Genomic DNA, 13,224 nt, shown 5'->3' with positions numbered 1-13,224 from the left:
TTATTTATTTAATATATTTTTTTGTTGTATATAATATCCGATTCCTGCTCCTATGGCAGCGCAAATCAAGACAAATAGTGTCTTAAAGAAGCCAAAGGATAGGATAAAGCAGGCTAGAACACCGCCCGCTAATCCAGATAGGATTAGATATTGATATTTTTTAAACCATTCCATTTTGGTACTTCCTTACTTTACACGACTAGTATTTTTTTTAGCCTGCGATTTTGGTTTGAAATCTGATACAGAGATTTCAAGCTTGACATCATGATTGAGACCGAAGAATTCTGTTAATCCAGTAGCAATTTCTTCTTGAATCAACTGACTTCTTTTGATGATGTTTTCTGACGGAACAATTGCTCCTTTAACAGAAACCATACATTTGTTTTTCCGGCTATTTACGGAAACTGTAGGATCTTTAATAAAATCATGGTCTGTCACCAGACTACGAACAAATCCTTCAATTGCTGAATTTTTCAGCATCAGTTTCCCATCTGCATCAGCTAACTTAATTTCCAATGTTCTCTTAGGATAAAAAAGTATAACCAACATCAATAGCAAGATCAAGCTTGATAAAACCAATGTTCCCCAGAAAACGTATCTAGAAAGAAAGTACCCTACAAAAGGAATATTCTTCCAGGTAAATAACTGAAGACCTAAACCGCTAACTTTATGAAAATCTAGCAAAACAGGAATCAAAATCGTCAAGATTAAAATACAGAGAATAAGAAAAAGTATTTTTCTTGATTTTGACATATTGAATCCTTTCATAATTCAAATTTAAATTTAAATTGTATATAAAAAGAATTCTTATGCCTTTTTACCTACAAAAAACGATACAACAGCAACTACAATAACCGCACCAATGATAGAAGGAATCAAAGCCATGCCAGCCAAACTAGGTCCCCAAGTTCCTAAAAGAGACTGACCAACAGCTGAACCAACTAAACCTGCAACAACGTTGGCGACAATTCCCATAGAACCGCCTTTTTTTGTTATTGATCCAGCAACCAGACCAATAAGCCCACCGATAATAATTGACCACAACATAGTGATTCTCCTTTCTAATTTTTCTGAATCAAAATGTCTTAATAATATTTTTATATTATTTTTTGATTAATATAATTATATAATTTTCCAACTTGGAAACATAATAATTCAGCTTGGTTTTCTTACCGTTTATCTGTACTATAGATACAAAAAGATAAGAATTCCTTGTTCTATAGGCTTTTACAAGCATTTTTAGATATATTTTAGAGTTGTTAAACGAGGTTAAATGTATAAAAATATGGTATAATTTCCTGATAATAAAAACACTATATAAAGAAAGATAATATTTTAATGCGAGAATTACTGTCTAAAAAGAGCCACAGGCAATTAGAACTATTAGAACTACTATTTAAAAACAAACGCTGGTTTCATATTTCTGAACTGGCTGAACTATTAAATTGTACAGAACGTTCAGTAAAAGATGAGTTATCCCATGTTAAGTCCTCTTTTCCTCAATTGATTTTTCACTCGTCCACTAATGGCATACGTATCATTAATACCGATGATAGTGATATTGAAATGGTCTATCACCATTTTTTTAAGCACTCAACCCATTTTTCAATTTTAGAATTCATCTTCTTTAACGAAGGATATGAAACCGAGAGTATTTGTAAAGAGTTTTATATAAGCTCTTCCTCACTCTATCGTATAATCAGTCACATTAACAAAATTATAAAAAAACAATATAATTTTAAAATCAGATAGAAAGCAAATATAATCTAAAAATAGACAATAATGACAATCTTATTTGGCATTTGCATAATACAGCACATCTGCACCGTCAGGAACTATCTACAGAGTTTATCCTATTTGATCAAAAAGGGAATACCATCAAGAACTTTCAAAATATTTTCCCTCAATTTGTTTCAGATATTAAAAAAGGAATTGAACATTATCTAGAGACTCTTGGTATCGATAATAATTCAATGAAAGTCAACCATCTATCCTATACCTTTATCACTCACAGCAAACATTTAGTGCTGAATCTTTTACAAAATCAGCCTAAATTAAAGGTTTTAGTCATGAGTAATTTTGATCAGTATCATGCAAAATCAGTAGCAGAGACACTTTCTTATTATTGCAGTAATAATTTTGAACTTGAAGTTTGGAATAAATTAGAATTATCAATCGATTCTTTAAAAGAATCACCTTACGATATCATCATTTCTAATTTTATTATTCCACCCATTGAGAACAAGAGACTGATCTATTCCAATAATATTAATACAGTCGCGCTCATCTCCCTGCTTAACGCGATGATGTTTATTCGCTTAGATGAGTGATTTAGACTATTTTGATAACAAAAAACCGCAATCTAGCGGTTTTTATTCATTTATCTGAGCAAATTTTTGAAAAACGGATACACCCCTGTGAAGACTGAGTTATATCCGTTTAATAATTATTTACTGCTTATTCATTTTTTTAGCATTCCAAAAAAATGGGCAACTTTACTCAAACAAGCCATAATAGTCCGCTATGGTCATCTTGGCTTTTTCTTCTGGCTTGAGATCTTGGATGATTTGCCCTTCCTTCATGACAATCAGACGGTTGCCGTATTTGAGAGCATCCTCCATGTGATGGGTAATCATGAGGGCCGTCAGCTGGTCTCTGCGGACAAAGTCGTCAGTCAACTCCATGAGAGCCACACTGGTCTTGGGATCCAGCGCTGCTGTATGCTCGTCCAAGAGAAGCAGTTCCGGACGCTTGAGGGTCGCCATGAGCAGACTCAAAGCCTGTCTCTGACCACCTGATAGAAACTCAATCGGCGTATCCAAGTGTTTCTCCAAACCATTGCCAATCTTATCAATGGTCTCCTGAAACTCTTGTCGATAGCTATTCAGTCGACGCGGGACTAGGCCACGGGATTCGCCACGAAACTTGGCAATCAGCAGGTTTTCCGCCACTGTCATCCGAGGAGCCGTTCCCATCTTGGGATCTTGAAAGACTCGCGACAGATATTTAGCTCTCTTTTCAGGAGAAAAGTTGGTCACATTTTCGCCCAAGATGTAAATGCTACCGCTGCTTAGAGAGAGCGTACCGGCAATCACATTAAAAAGAGTTGACTTCCCTGCTCCATTGCCCCCCAAAATCGTGACAAAATCGTGCTCATGAATCTCCAGCGACACATCGTTTAGGATGACCTTTTCTTCATCAAAGCCGTTATTGACCCGCTTGCTGGCATTTTTTAATTCTACAATCGCTGTCATTTGCTTAACTTAGCTCCTTTAAAGAATGTATTTTTCAAGGTTGGAATCATGAGGCAGATCGCCAAGATAACCGCACTGTAGAGACGGAGATAGCTGGTGTTGAAACCAAGAGCGATGACACCCCAAATCAGAAACTGATAGGCAATCGCACCAACTACAATTGTAATCAGACGTTCTGCCAAGGTCAGGCTCTTAAAGAGAACTTCCCCGATAATCAGACTCGCCAAGCCGACGACGATAACCCCAATCCCACGGGACACATCTGCATAGCCTTCCTGCTGGGCAATCAGAGCACCAGACAAGGCAATGACACCATTAGACAAGATCATGCCCATCAATTCCATGCGGCCAGTATTGATACCGAAACTACGCGCCATATCAGGATTGTCTCCAGTCGCGATATAGGCCTGCCCTAGCTTGGTATCTAGGAAAAAGAGCAGAGCGACAATGACCAGACTGACAAAAATCAAGCCTGTCAGGAGATTATTGATTTCCCCAGAGAAGGGCAAAAAGTCCTGAATCTGCCGAGTTCCCAGCAGACCTAGATTAGCCCGCCCCATGATCATAAGCATGATGGAATGGCAAGAGGTCATGACCAAAATTCCTGACAGCAGGGTCGGAATCTTGCCCTTGGTATAGAGAAGGCCTGTCGCCAAACCTGCCAGACAGCCCGCTAACACCGCAGCTGCCGTCGCCAAGAAAGGGTTCACCCCCTTGGTAATCAAGGTGACAGCTACCGCTCCACCTAGAGGAAAGGAACCTTCCGTCGTCATATCTGGAAAATTCAAAATCCGAAAAGTCATGAAAATCCCCAGACCCAAAATGGCCCAGACTAGACCTTGTGAAATAATGGAAAGAATCATCTTATTGTCCTAACTAAATTAAAATCGTATTCTATTTTAACACAAAAAAGCAGCCAATTTCAATGCCGAAATACCGACAAACAAACTGGCTTCCTAAGAGTCACTGAACGACGGTCATCCGCCCTGTAGCAACGTCATACACCGCTCCTGAGATCTCCACATCATCCGGGATTAGGGGTGATTGGCGGAGAAGCTCCACGTCTTCCCGCACACTTTCCTTAACATCTGTAAAAGGAAGGAAATTCTGCCCGCTGACATCAACGCCCAGCTCTTGATTGAGAAAAACAGTAAATTCTTCATTTTTGAAAGTCTGTGCACCGCAATCCGTATGGTGCAAGACTACAATTTCCCGCGTGCCCATCTGCTGCTGAGAGATGACCAGCGAGCGAATCATGTCATCTGTCACCCGACCGCCAGCGTTGCGCAAGATATGAGCATCTCCCAGCGCCAGCCCCAGAGCCTGAGCCACGTGGAGTCTGGAGTCCATACAAGTCACAATCGCTACCTTGGTCTTGGGCTTAATCGGCAGGTGGGAGGTTCCATGCAGGTCCACATAGGCTTGGTTGGCCTTCATAAAGTTTTCAAAATAGGACATTCTTTCCCCTTACTAGAATTTATTTGATAATCAAACCATTTCCTACCATCTTATCATCTTTTGGGTGTTTTGTCAGTTTTCAGATCTAGATAAAGCAAAAATGTCCGTTTTTTATGAAAAAATGAAAGAAAAATGCAAAAAAGGTGCGGAAATTCATCCACACCTTTCTATGAACCTTTTGCGATATAGCGACTGAGTGAGCCCGCAAAGCTTTGAAGATTGAGACTTTGAACATAGATTTCCCCGGTACCTCGGAAAGTGTTGACAACTCCTTCTCCCGTTCCAATCGACTGCCAGAAGCCATTTTCCAGATGGATATTATAATCCAAGGACTGACTCCAAGCTACGACATGAGCATTATCAATGGTTACTTCTTGGTTATTTAGTTCAATTTTCCTAATCGATCCATAGGCATTGGCCAAGAGAGTACCCTGCCCTTGAGTCGTCATGACGAAGAGGCCACCTTGACCGCCAAATATTGCCTTGCCAACAGACTGGCGCTCCATCGTATAGTAAGCTGTACCATCCAGAGCCAGAAAGGCACCGTCATTGAGCCGGTACTGCTTTTCTCCCAGATAGAGAGGGATAACTTGACCGGGAACTTCTGGTGCTAATGCTAGAAAACCGTTATCGGACTGGGCGACAGCCTGGGTGATGAAGGTACTTTCACCCGACACCATGGAACGGCCGACTGCCTTGACAAAGCGGCCCAAACCTGAACCGTTAGCATTGAGCTGAGTGTTCAAGGTCACATTAGGGGTGTGATAGACCATACTGCCACGCTGGATAAAGACTGTCTCCCCTTGATTGAGGTAGAGGTCAACGAGTGGAAATTGCATGTTGCTATCCATGGAAAATTGCATAAGAGTTCCCTCCTTGTTTTTTTAAGAAAATTATAGCAATAATAAAATATTTTTGCAATCTAAAACAAAGACAATCATCCAGCAAAGACTTTTTTCAAGACTTCCCCAATCGTTGTCACACCGATGACTTGGATATTGTCTGGAACTTTGAGGCCACTCAAAGAGTTTTTAGGAGCATAAATCTTGGTGAAGCCTAGTTTTGCTGCTTCGTTGATGCGCTGCTCGATACGGTTGACCCGGCGGATTTCACCAGTCAGGCCAATTTCACCGATAAAGCACTCTTGAGGATTGGTCGGCAGATCCTTATAACTGGAAGCAATGGCGACCGCCACCGCCAAATCAATCGCTGGCTCATCTAGCTTGACACCTCCAGCTGACTTGAGGTAAGCATCTTGATTTTGCAAGAGAAGGCCTGCCCTCTTTTCCAGAACCGCCATAATGAGGCTGGCTCGGTTAAAGTCCAGGCCGGTCGTGGTCCGCTTGGCATTGCCGAACATGGTCGGTGTCACCAAAGCTTGCACCTCTGCCAAAATCGGCCGCGTTCCTTCCATGGTCACAACGATAGAAGAACCTGTTGCGCCATCCAGTCGCTCTTCTAGAAAGACTTGGCTTGGATTGAGCACCTCAACTAGCCCGCCAGACTGCATCTCAAAAATACCAATCTCATTGGTAGAGCCAAAGCGGTTCTTGACTGCTCTCAAGATACGGAACGTGTGCTGACGTTCGCCTTCAAAATAAAGCACGGTGTCCACCATGTGCTCTAGCGTTCGGGGACCAGCTAAGGTTCCTTCCTTGGTCATGTGACCAACGATAAAGGTCGCAATATTATTGGTCTTAGCCAGCTGCATGAGCTCAGCTGTCACCTCTCGAACCTGAGAGACAGAGCCTTGAACACTGGAAATCTCCGGCGACATCACTGTCTGAATGGAGTCAATAATCAGAAAATCTGGCTTGATTTTCTCAATCTCCGTGCGGATGTTTTGCATATTGGTCTCGGCGTAGAGATAAAATTCACTGTCAATATCACCGAGACGCTCCGCCCGCAACTTAATCTGCTCAGCTGATTCCTCCCCACTGACATATAGGACGGTGCCCTGGTGGGAAAGCTGGGTGGATACTTGCAGAAGCAGGGTGGACTTCCCGATACCGGGATCTCCGCCAATCAGGACCAGACTGCCCGGCACTACGCCACCACCCAGCACACGATTGAATTCGTCCATTTCCGTCTTGGTCCGATTGACATCAATCGAAGTGACCTCAGCCAGCTTCATGGGCCGAGTCTTTTCACCTGTCAAGGAAACACGGGCATGCTTGACTTCTGCGGCCTCCACTTCCTCAACAAAAGAAGACCAAGAGCCGCAGTTGGGACAGCGACCTAGGTATTTGGGCGAATGGTATTCACAATTTTGACAGACAAAGGTCGTCTTTTTCTTAGCGATGATAGATTTCCTCCTTTTAAAAAAATAATCTATGAAAAACACCTCTTTCAACGATGTCCATTTGCTTTTTCCCTCTATTATCTCGCTTTGAAAAGCATCATACTGAAAATTAATTAAAACTCCATATGTAAACCTTCTGTCATAAGTAAATAAATCTAATATAATATAGATAATTAATAAAAACATGACTACTATTGTCAAAATTAAAAATATGAATTTCAAATAATCTAATGCTGTAGAATTAGTGAAGAATTCTCCCAAAAAATCTGACATCTCCTTCTCTGAAATACTCTTCATAGCTAAATCCACCATCTTTGAAAATAATGTTGAAGTAATGGACAAAAAAGCGATCATAACTGTTGCAAAAATTCCCATTCCCCATTTTATCAAATCTCGGCTATGATTTATTGATTTTTGAATTTCAATTAAAAGTTTTTCAACATCTGCCTTTGTTAAAGTGCTATTTCGTCCATAGTTTAGAGCTGTATTTATAATTTTATTTTTCCTAAATATCATGAAACTACGATGCACAAAAAAATATATTCCTATGTAAACTAGATCTCTTCCTGAAACATATTGATTAGAGGTTGCGAGAGTAAAAACAAAACTAATCACCAATAAAAGTAGAATAACTTCAAATAATTTAAGTACAATATCGTGCCACAAGTTAAATTCTTTCCTTAACTGAGATTTCACTTCAAAATATAATCCTGACATTTTTTCTCTCCAAATTTTTCTTCAAAAGGACTCCCTTTTCATCTCAATGCCCAGTAGAGCCAAATCCGCCTATCCGCACACCGTCGGCTTCATCCCCATCCGCCATCAAAAATGGTGCGAAAACAGCCTGCACAATGCGGTCACCCACTTCCAGTACAACCTCTTGGTCTGTGATGTTCTGCATCTGAGCAAAGATATGGCCTTCATTTCCAGGATTGCCATAGTAGTCGCCGTCGATGACCCCAACGGAGTTAATCAAGACCAGACCTTTTTTACGAGGGTTAGACGAGCGGTCATAGAGATAAAGTACCTCGCTTGGCTGCATATAAGCCTTGACACCCGTCGGAACCAGCTTAATCTCCCCCGGCGCAATGATGGTGCGCTCTGCCACTTTCAAGTCATAGCCCGCTGCGTGAGCCGTCTCTCTCTTGGGTAATAAATCTTCATTTGGAAAGCTGGAAACCAGCTCGAATCCGCGAATTTTCATACAGTTCTCTTTTCTATTTTTACTGTTCCTATTATACTAAATTCGCAAAAAACAAGCAAAAGAACCGCCGATTGGGCGGTTCTCCTTAGTATAAACCTTTGACGACCTCTCCATCCTCTAGATAGGTAAACTGCTCCGTCAAATCTGATGTGAAAACCTGATACATTTCCTTAAAGCTCACGGCCAGCGAATAGCGGTCAAGGTCTTTGCGGTCAATCCAGAATACCTCGCCTTCTTCGGATGAAACCAGTTCTCCCTCAAAACGATTGGTCTTGTAAAGAAAAACGATATAGCGCTCATCTTTTTCAGTGTAAAACTGCTTGACACCACACAAGCGAGGCTCATAGATGGTCAGGCCTGTTTCTTCCTTGATTTCCCGTATCACTGATTTGACAAAGGACTCACGATGTTCAACATGACCACCTGGAAAGCAGAGGCCCGTCCAATCATCATTTACTTTATTTTGCACTAAAATGCGGTCCCCATCGTAAACCATACACATATTTGTTAAAATAACTCGCTCTGCTCGTGACATCTCTGCTCCTCCATCTACCGACCGATTCGCTCGGCCTGCTGTGACTCATTATAACATAAAAGTAATCAAATTGATGAAAATCCAGATTTCTCAGCCTTTCCAGTAAAAAAAAACCGCCGATTGGGCGGTTCTTATAGGGAGATTATTATGAAAAAGAAAAGTTTTAGGATTTCATCAAATAAAGTTAGGAGGTCTTCATTTGATGGTTATATTATATAAAGCTTATCTTAAAATTAGCTAAAAATAATTTTAGATTTTATAATTCTTGCAAAAGATATTGAAATAGCTCTAAATTGCCCTTTTCTTCGTTGATCAAAAACTCTGGATGCCACTGAAGGCCGATGATACGACTGCCATCCACAGCCTCAATCGCTTCGATGGTATTATCCCTTGGGTCAAAGGCGGTTGCTCGGAAATTAGGCGCCAAGTCCTTGATGCTTTGCCGATGGACAGAATTAATCTGGCTGGCTTGACCAAACAAACGCTCTACAACGCTGCCTTTCTCTGTACGAATGGAGTGCGAAGTCCCAAATGGTAGTCCCTGCCAATGATTGTCAATCTGCTGATTAAGCGTGCCACCAAAAGCGACATTGACCAGCTGCAGACCACGGCAGATAGCCAAGACTGGCTTACCCTGACGAATAGCTTCCTTTAAGAGTGCCAGCTCAAACTCATCGCGAGCCAGATTGTAATCATCGCTATCGATGGCCTTTTCCTCCCCATAAAACTGTGGATGAACGTTTTGACCACCTGATAGAATGAGCTTATCAATGGTTTCTATATAGTCCTTGACCAGACTCTTATCCCCGACAGGAATCACCATAGGCAGACCGCCGACTAGCTTGATGCTTTCGGCAAATTTGCAGGATACAGATGAATGAATGTTTTTGCCCGCCTGATCCACCGGACAAAGATTAGCCGACACTCCAACAATTGTTCTGCACATAGATGATCCCTCCTTAACTTGATATAGAATATCTTACCATTCCACCTCTCAGCCGTCCAATAGTATTTTTTAAAGCTGGCCATAAAAATTTTTTATGTCAAGAACAGTTTTCCACAAAAAGAGATATAGTAGCGACAGACAAGAAAAAATCAGCAGAAGTCTGCTGATTTCAGATTGAAGACAAACATTCCAAATGGTGTTTGTCTTTTTCTGTTTGTCAGGCTAATATTTCATCTTTTGATAGAATAATGGTCATTTGAACAAAATAAAAAGGCTTGTCCACCCTCATTTTTACTAGTTTTTTAAGATTCAAACACGCCAAAGTAAGCCCAACCTTATCTTCCATTTTGGACTTTCCTTTCTCTCTGGTGTATCTCAAGTTATGATATTCCTTAGCAGTCCCAAAGAGTCGCTCAATTGTTTCCTTGCGCTTCTTATAAAGCTCCTTCATCCCTCTTTTGTGGCGAATCTCTTCACAAAATTCAAGGTCATCTTTCCATACATGTCTTGTGATGACTTTCTGCTGATTCTGGCTCTGGGTACAAACTGATGATAGGGGACAGGCGACACATACTTTTGGATCACTCTTATACTCACGGTAGCCTGCTCGGGTCGTCGTGCGATAGGTTAACACTTGGTTCTCTGGGCAGAGGTAACAGTCATAGAAGGCATCATAAACAAAATCACCGGGCCTTAAGTTCCCTTTTACACCCTTGGGGCGGGTATAGGGAAAGACAGGGATGATGTTTCGCTCTAATAAATAATGAGCAATAGCTGGGGTCTTATAGCCTGAGTCCGCAATAATGTAGCGTGGGGAGAAAGCTTCTATCTTTGAAAAAAGGGCAGGGAAAGCCTGACTATCGTGTACATTTCCTGCTTCAACACTATAAGCTAGTGCCCAACCATGCTTGTCACAAGCTACCTGGGCAGAATAGGCAAATACTTCCTTGTGTTGACCCTTGTGGAACCAGCCACTCTCTGGGTCTGTCCTTGAGATTTTCTTTTCTTTAGCCTCGCTTTCTTTTGCGGGCTTTAAGGACTTTTTTTCATGTTTCCTCCTATCTAAATCAATCTCAACTTCCAATTGCTCACTCATAAATTTAGCTTGTTGGGCAACCATTTTCTTACGATATTTGTGACTGTTAGCTGCCGCTTTGATGTGAGTACCATCCACAAATAGTTCCGAAGGATCAATTAAGCCAGCACATAAAGCTTGATGGAGCACTCGCGAAAATATCTCTGAAATTAATTCTTTATCTTGAAAACGACGACTGTAATTCTTTCCATAGGTGGTAAAATGAGGGACCTTGTCATCCAAGCTTAGTCCAAGAAACCAACGATAAGCTACATTTACTTCAATATCTTTAATGGTTTGGCGCATGGAGCGAATGCCATAAAAACATTGAATCAAAGGGATTTTGACTAACATGACAGGATCGAGACTAGGACGACCATTATCTGGACTATAGGTGTCTTCTACCAAGTCATAGATAAAATCAAAATCAAGCTTTGAATCCACTTGGCGAAGAAAGTGATCCTCTGGGACCAATTCGTCGATCGTATAGAAGCCATATTGGCAGCGATGATAATCAGGTTTTTCTTTGTGAAACATAGAGAATACCTCACAATTCTTCTCACCTCTATTATACGACTTTACAAAAAGAAAAGCCCTTAGAAAAGTGTCTTCTAAGGACTTTGTCTTCAATCTGAAATCAGCAGAAGTCTGCTGATTTCATTTTTCTAATTCAAGCATAACACTGACTGCTGTCAAGGCATAAAGGGGAGCTGTTTCAGCCCGCAGGATACGTGGACCTAGACCGGCAGAGACAGCCCCTGCTTGGCTAAAGGCGACTATTTCCTCTGGCGAGAGACCACCCTCCGGTCCAAAGATAAAAAGCACTTTTGTGCCGGCTGCCAAGCCTGACAGAGCCCGGACTAGAGCTGCAGCTTCTCCTTCTTTGGCCGATTCTTCATAGGCCACGATGATGCGGTCAAAGTCTGCCAAGGCCGCCAGAAAGTCTGTCTTTTTATCAAAGAGCCGAACCTCAGGAATCAGATTGCGCTTGCTCTGCTCTGCTGCTCCCTGAGCAATTTTCTCTAGCTTTTCGCTCTTTTTAGCTAGCTTTTTGCCATCCCACTTAGCCACCGACCAGTCCGCTGGAAAAGCCCAGAGAGCACAGGCTCCTAGCTCCGTTACCTTTTGAGTGATAAATTCCAACTTATCACCCTTAGGAAAGCCTGAAGCAATAGTCACTTGAATTGGCAACTCAGTATTGTCCGCCAGCTCCTCCAAGATTTCCAAGCTCTGCTGACTGGGGTCCAATACCCGGGCCAGCCGTTTCACGCCATCATCAAAGACCAGTGTGACTTGGTCGTCCTCTTTGAGCCGCATGACTGAAAACATATGTTTGGCCGTGTCCTTATCCGTGACCACCAGAGGGGACTGAGGACTTCCTTTTATAAAATACTGCTGCATCTAACCACCTATCACGCCTGAAATGTCCTGCGTTTTCTTAAAGACACAGGCATTCCATTCGCCCTGAATCATATGCGTTTCCAAGAAAAATCCTGCCGTTTCTGCTGACTCGCGCACCATTTCCCACTTCTCAGAAATAATCCCACTCATAATCAGATAGCCCTCATCCTTGACCAGACGATAGGCATCCTCTGTCAGATGGATGAGAATATCGGCCAAGATGTTGGCAACAATGACGTCCGCCTTGATTTCCACACCTCGGAGAAGATCACCTGGCGCTACATGAATGTTCTCCATACCGGGGTTGAGCTCAATATTTTCCTGCGCCACCCGCACCGCCACTTCGTCTAAATCATAAGCGTAGATGTCCTTAGCGCCTAAGAGAGAGCTGGCAATGGAGAGGACGCCACTTCCTGTGCCTACATCCAGCACCGTTTCTCCGCCTCGCAGGACCTGCTCCAGAGCAAAGAGGCTCATCTTGGTCGTCGGGTGAGTACCTGTCCCAAAGGCCATGCCAGGATCCAGCTTGATGATCTTCTCACCAGATGTCGCTTCATAGTCCGTCCATGATGGCACAATAGTCAAATCATGAGTAATGCGAGCCGGCTCAAAGTACTTCTTCCAATTGTCCGCCCAGTCTTCCTCAGCCAGCTCCTGCCGAGTCAGCTGAATATCTCCTGTCTCCAAGCCAAAACCATCCAGCTCAGCCAGGCGCTCATTGGCCTGGGCCGCAATGGCCTCTATATCCACAGAATCTGGGTAGTAGCCGGTAATCTTGACCCGCTCGCTCTGCTCCACTTCTGGAAAAAGCTCGCCATACTGGTCAACCTGCCCTAGATAATCTGCGCTGTCATCGATAGCCACACCCTGACTGCCCAGCTCAATCAGAATATTAGAGGCTGCTTCCTCCGCCTCACGCTTCACTTCAATCGTTAATTCCTGCCAAGTGTCCATCATTAAGATACCAAGCCCATAAAACACAAAGCCAAAATAGGAAATTCTCTGACGACGTTTGCGTCTAAGAGAACTTTATCTTTTTGCCACAGTGT

The 13,224-nt window shown here is 42.5% G+C and carries 14 protein-coding genes and 1 pseudogene; 1 reads left to right on the top strand and 14 read right to left on the bottom strand.

Going from position 1 to position 13,224, the window contains the following annotated elements; genetic code table 11:
• Genes HBA50_RS01270 through HBA50_RS01260 form a run of 3 tightly spaced genes read right to left on the bottom strand, consistent with a single transcriptional unit; the run spans position 1 to position 1,047 of the window.
• Positions 1-174, bottom strand: coding sequence for a DUF2273 domain-containing protein (locus HBA50_RS01270; protein ID WP_005591614.1), 174 nt, complete (start codon positions 172-174; stop codon positions 1-3).
• 12 nt (positions 175-186) lie between these two features.
• Positions 187-753 (bottom strand): alkaline shock response membrane anchor protein AmaP, encoded by a 567-nt coding sequence (gene amaP / locus HBA50_RS01265; protein WP_045500434.1) that lies wholly within the window; start codon positions 751-753, stop codon positions 187-189.
• A gap of 54 nt (positions 754-807) precedes the next feature.
• Positions 808-1,047, bottom strand: coding sequence for a GlsB/YeaQ/YmgE family stress response membrane protein (locus HBA50_RS01260; RefSeq protein WP_015605856.1), 240 nt, complete (start codon positions 1,045-1,047; stop codon positions 808-810).
• 291 nt (positions 1,048-1,338) lie between these two features.
• Between HBA50_RS01260 and HBA50_RS01255 the strand changes: the two are divergent.
• Positions 1,339-2,330, top strand: a pseudogene (locus tag HBA50_RS01255) (M protein trans-acting positive regulator PRD domain-containing protein).
• A gap of 165 nt (positions 2,331-2,495) precedes the next feature.
• Here the strand turns inward: HBA50_RS01255 and HBA50_RS01250 are convergent.
• The 11 genes from HBA50_RS01250 to prmA all read right to left on the bottom strand — a co-directional run bounded on the left by HBA50_RS01250 (position 2,496) and on the right by prmA (position 13,129).
• Positions 2,496-3,254, bottom strand: a complete 759-nt coding sequence (locus tag HBA50_RS01250; protein WP_045500431.1) for an ABC transporter ATP-binding protein — start codon at positions 3,252-3,254, stop codon at positions 2,496-2,498.
• Positions 3,251-4,117: an ABC transporter permease gene (locus HBA50_RS01245; RefSeq protein ID WP_045500429.1), complete on the bottom strand. Its 867-nt coding sequence runs from the start codon at positions 4,115-4,117 to the stop codon at positions 3,251-3,253. Before HBA50_RS01245 ends, HBA50_RS01250 begins: the two co-directional genes overlap by 4 nt.
• Before the next feature lie 100 nt (positions 4,118-4,217).
• Positions 4,218-4,712 (bottom strand): beta-class carbonic anhydrase, encoded by a 495-nt coding sequence (locus tag HBA50_RS01240; RefSeq protein ID WP_045500428.1) that lies wholly within the window; start codon positions 4,710-4,712, stop codon positions 4,218-4,220.
• A gap of 167 nt (positions 4,713-4,879) precedes the next feature.
• Positions 4,880-5,575, bottom strand: coding sequence for a TIGR00266 family protein (locus HBA50_RS01235; protein WP_005591607.1), 696 nt, complete (start codon positions 5,573-5,575; stop codon positions 4,880-4,882).
• Between the two features lie 74 nt (positions 5,576-5,649).
• Positions 5,650-7,047: a DNA repair protein RadA gene (gene radA / locus HBA50_RS01230; RefSeq protein ID WP_166492643.1), complete on the bottom strand. Its 1,398-nt coding sequence runs from the start codon at positions 7,045-7,047 to the stop codon at positions 5,650-5,652.
• A gap of 727 nt (positions 7,048-7,774) precedes the next feature.
• Positions 7,775-8,218, bottom strand: coding sequence for a dUTP diphosphatase (locus tag HBA50_RS01225; protein WP_045500426.1), 444 nt, complete (start codon positions 8,216-8,218; stop codon positions 7,775-7,777).
• An 85-nt stretch (positions 8,219-8,303) separates the two neighbouring features.
• On the bottom strand, positions 8,304-8,753 hold the full coding sequence (locus HBA50_RS01220) for an 8-oxo-dGTP diphosphatase (protein WP_045500423.1): 450 nt from the start codon (positions 8,751-8,753) through the stop codon (positions 8,304-8,306).
• Positions 8,754-9,009: 256 nt separating this feature from the next.
• Positions 9,010-9,699, bottom strand: a complete 690-nt coding sequence (locus HBA50_RS01215; RefSeq protein ID WP_045500422.1) for a gamma-glutamyl-gamma-aminobutyrate hydrolase family protein — start codon at positions 9,697-9,699, stop codon at positions 9,010-9,012.
• A gap of 217 nt (positions 9,700-9,916) precedes the next feature.
• The gene (locus tag HBA50_RS01210) at positions 9,917-11,311 is read right to left on the bottom strand and encodes an IS1182 family transposase (RefSeq protein WP_045496874.1); all 1,395 of its coding nucleotides are present in this window, start codon (positions 11,309-11,311) and stop codon (positions 9,917-9,919) included.
• Between the two features lie 120 nt (positions 11,312-11,431).
• Positions 11,432-12,175 (bottom strand): 16S rRNA (uracil(1498)-N(3))-methyltransferase, encoded by a 744-nt coding sequence (locus HBA50_RS01205; RefSeq protein WP_045500421.1) that lies wholly within the window; start codon positions 12,173-12,175, stop codon positions 11,432-11,434.
• Positions 12,176-13,129 (bottom strand): 50S ribosomal protein L11 methyltransferase, encoded by a 954-nt coding sequence (gene prmA / locus HBA50_RS01200; RefSeq protein WP_045500941.1) that lies wholly within the window; start codon positions 13,127-13,129, stop codon positions 12,176-12,178. It lies immediately after the preceding gene.
• Positions 13,130-13,224: the final 95 nt, after the last annotated feature.

Origin of the sequence: Streptococcus cristatus ATCC 51100 (assembly GCF_011612585.1) — a bacterium.
In the GTDB taxonomy this organism is placed as follows: Bacteria; Bacillota; Bacilli; order Lactobacillales; family Streptococcaceae; genus Streptococcus; species Streptococcus cristatus_H.
This window is presented reverse-complemented; position numbering and strand designations above follow the sequence as displayed.

What these genes read in the sequence shown, in the direction of transcription:
- amaP (WP_045500434.1), bottom strand. Translation starts at nt 753, where the DNA reads ATGTCAAAATCAAGAAAAATACTTTTTCTTATTCTCTGTATTTTAATC.
- HBA50_RS01210 (WP_045496874.1), bottom strand. Translation starts at nt 11,311, where the DNA reads ATGTTTCACAAAGAAAAACCTGATTATCATCGCTGCCAATATGGCTTC.
- HBA50_RS01205 (WP_045500421.1), bottom strand. Translation starts at nt 12,175, where the DNA reads ATGCAGCAGTATTTTATAAAAGGAAGTCCTCAGTCCCCTCTGGTGGTC.
- HBA50_RS01240 (WP_045500428.1), bottom strand. Translation starts at nt 4,712, where the DNA reads ATGTCCTATTTTGAAAACTTTATGAAGGCCAACCAAGCCTATGTGGAC.
- HBA50_RS01260 (WP_015605856.1), bottom strand. Translation starts at nt 1,047, where the DNA reads ATGTTGTGGTCAATTATTATCGGTGGGCTTATTGGTCTGGTTGCTGGA.
- HBA50_RS01250 (WP_045500431.1), bottom strand. Translation starts at nt 3,254, where the DNA reads ATGACAGCGATTGTAGAATTAAAAAATGCCAGCAAGCGGGTCAATAAC.
- HBA50_RS01235 (WP_005591607.1), bottom strand. Translation starts at nt 5,575, where the DNA reads ATGCAATTTTCCATGGATAGCAACATGCAATTTCCACTCGTTGACCTC.
- HBA50_RS01215 (WP_045500422.1), bottom strand. Translation starts at nt 9,699, where the DNA reads ATGTGCAGAACAATTGTTGGAGTGTCGGCTAATCTTTGTCCGGTGGAT.
- prmA (WP_045500941.1), bottom strand. Translation starts at nt 13,129, where the DNA reads ATGGACACTTGGCAGGAATTAACGATTGAAGTGAAGCGTGAGGCGGAG.
- HBA50_RS01245 (WP_045500429.1), bottom strand. Translation starts at nt 4,117, where the DNA reads ATGATTCTTTCCATTATTTCACAAGGTCTAGTCTGGGCCATTTTGGGT.
- HBA50_RS01220 (WP_045500423.1), bottom strand. Translation starts at nt 8,753, where the DNA reads ATGTCACGAGCAGAGCGAGTTATTTTAACAAATATGTGTATGGTTTAC.
- HBA50_RS01270 (WP_005591614.1), bottom strand. Translation starts at nt 174, where the DNA reads ATGGAATGGTTTAAAAAATATCAATATCTAATCCTATCTGGATTAGCG.
- HBA50_RS01225 (WP_045500426.1), bottom strand. Translation starts at nt 8,218, where the DNA reads ATGAAAATTCGCGGATTCGAGCTGGTTTCCAGCTTTCCAAATGAAGAT.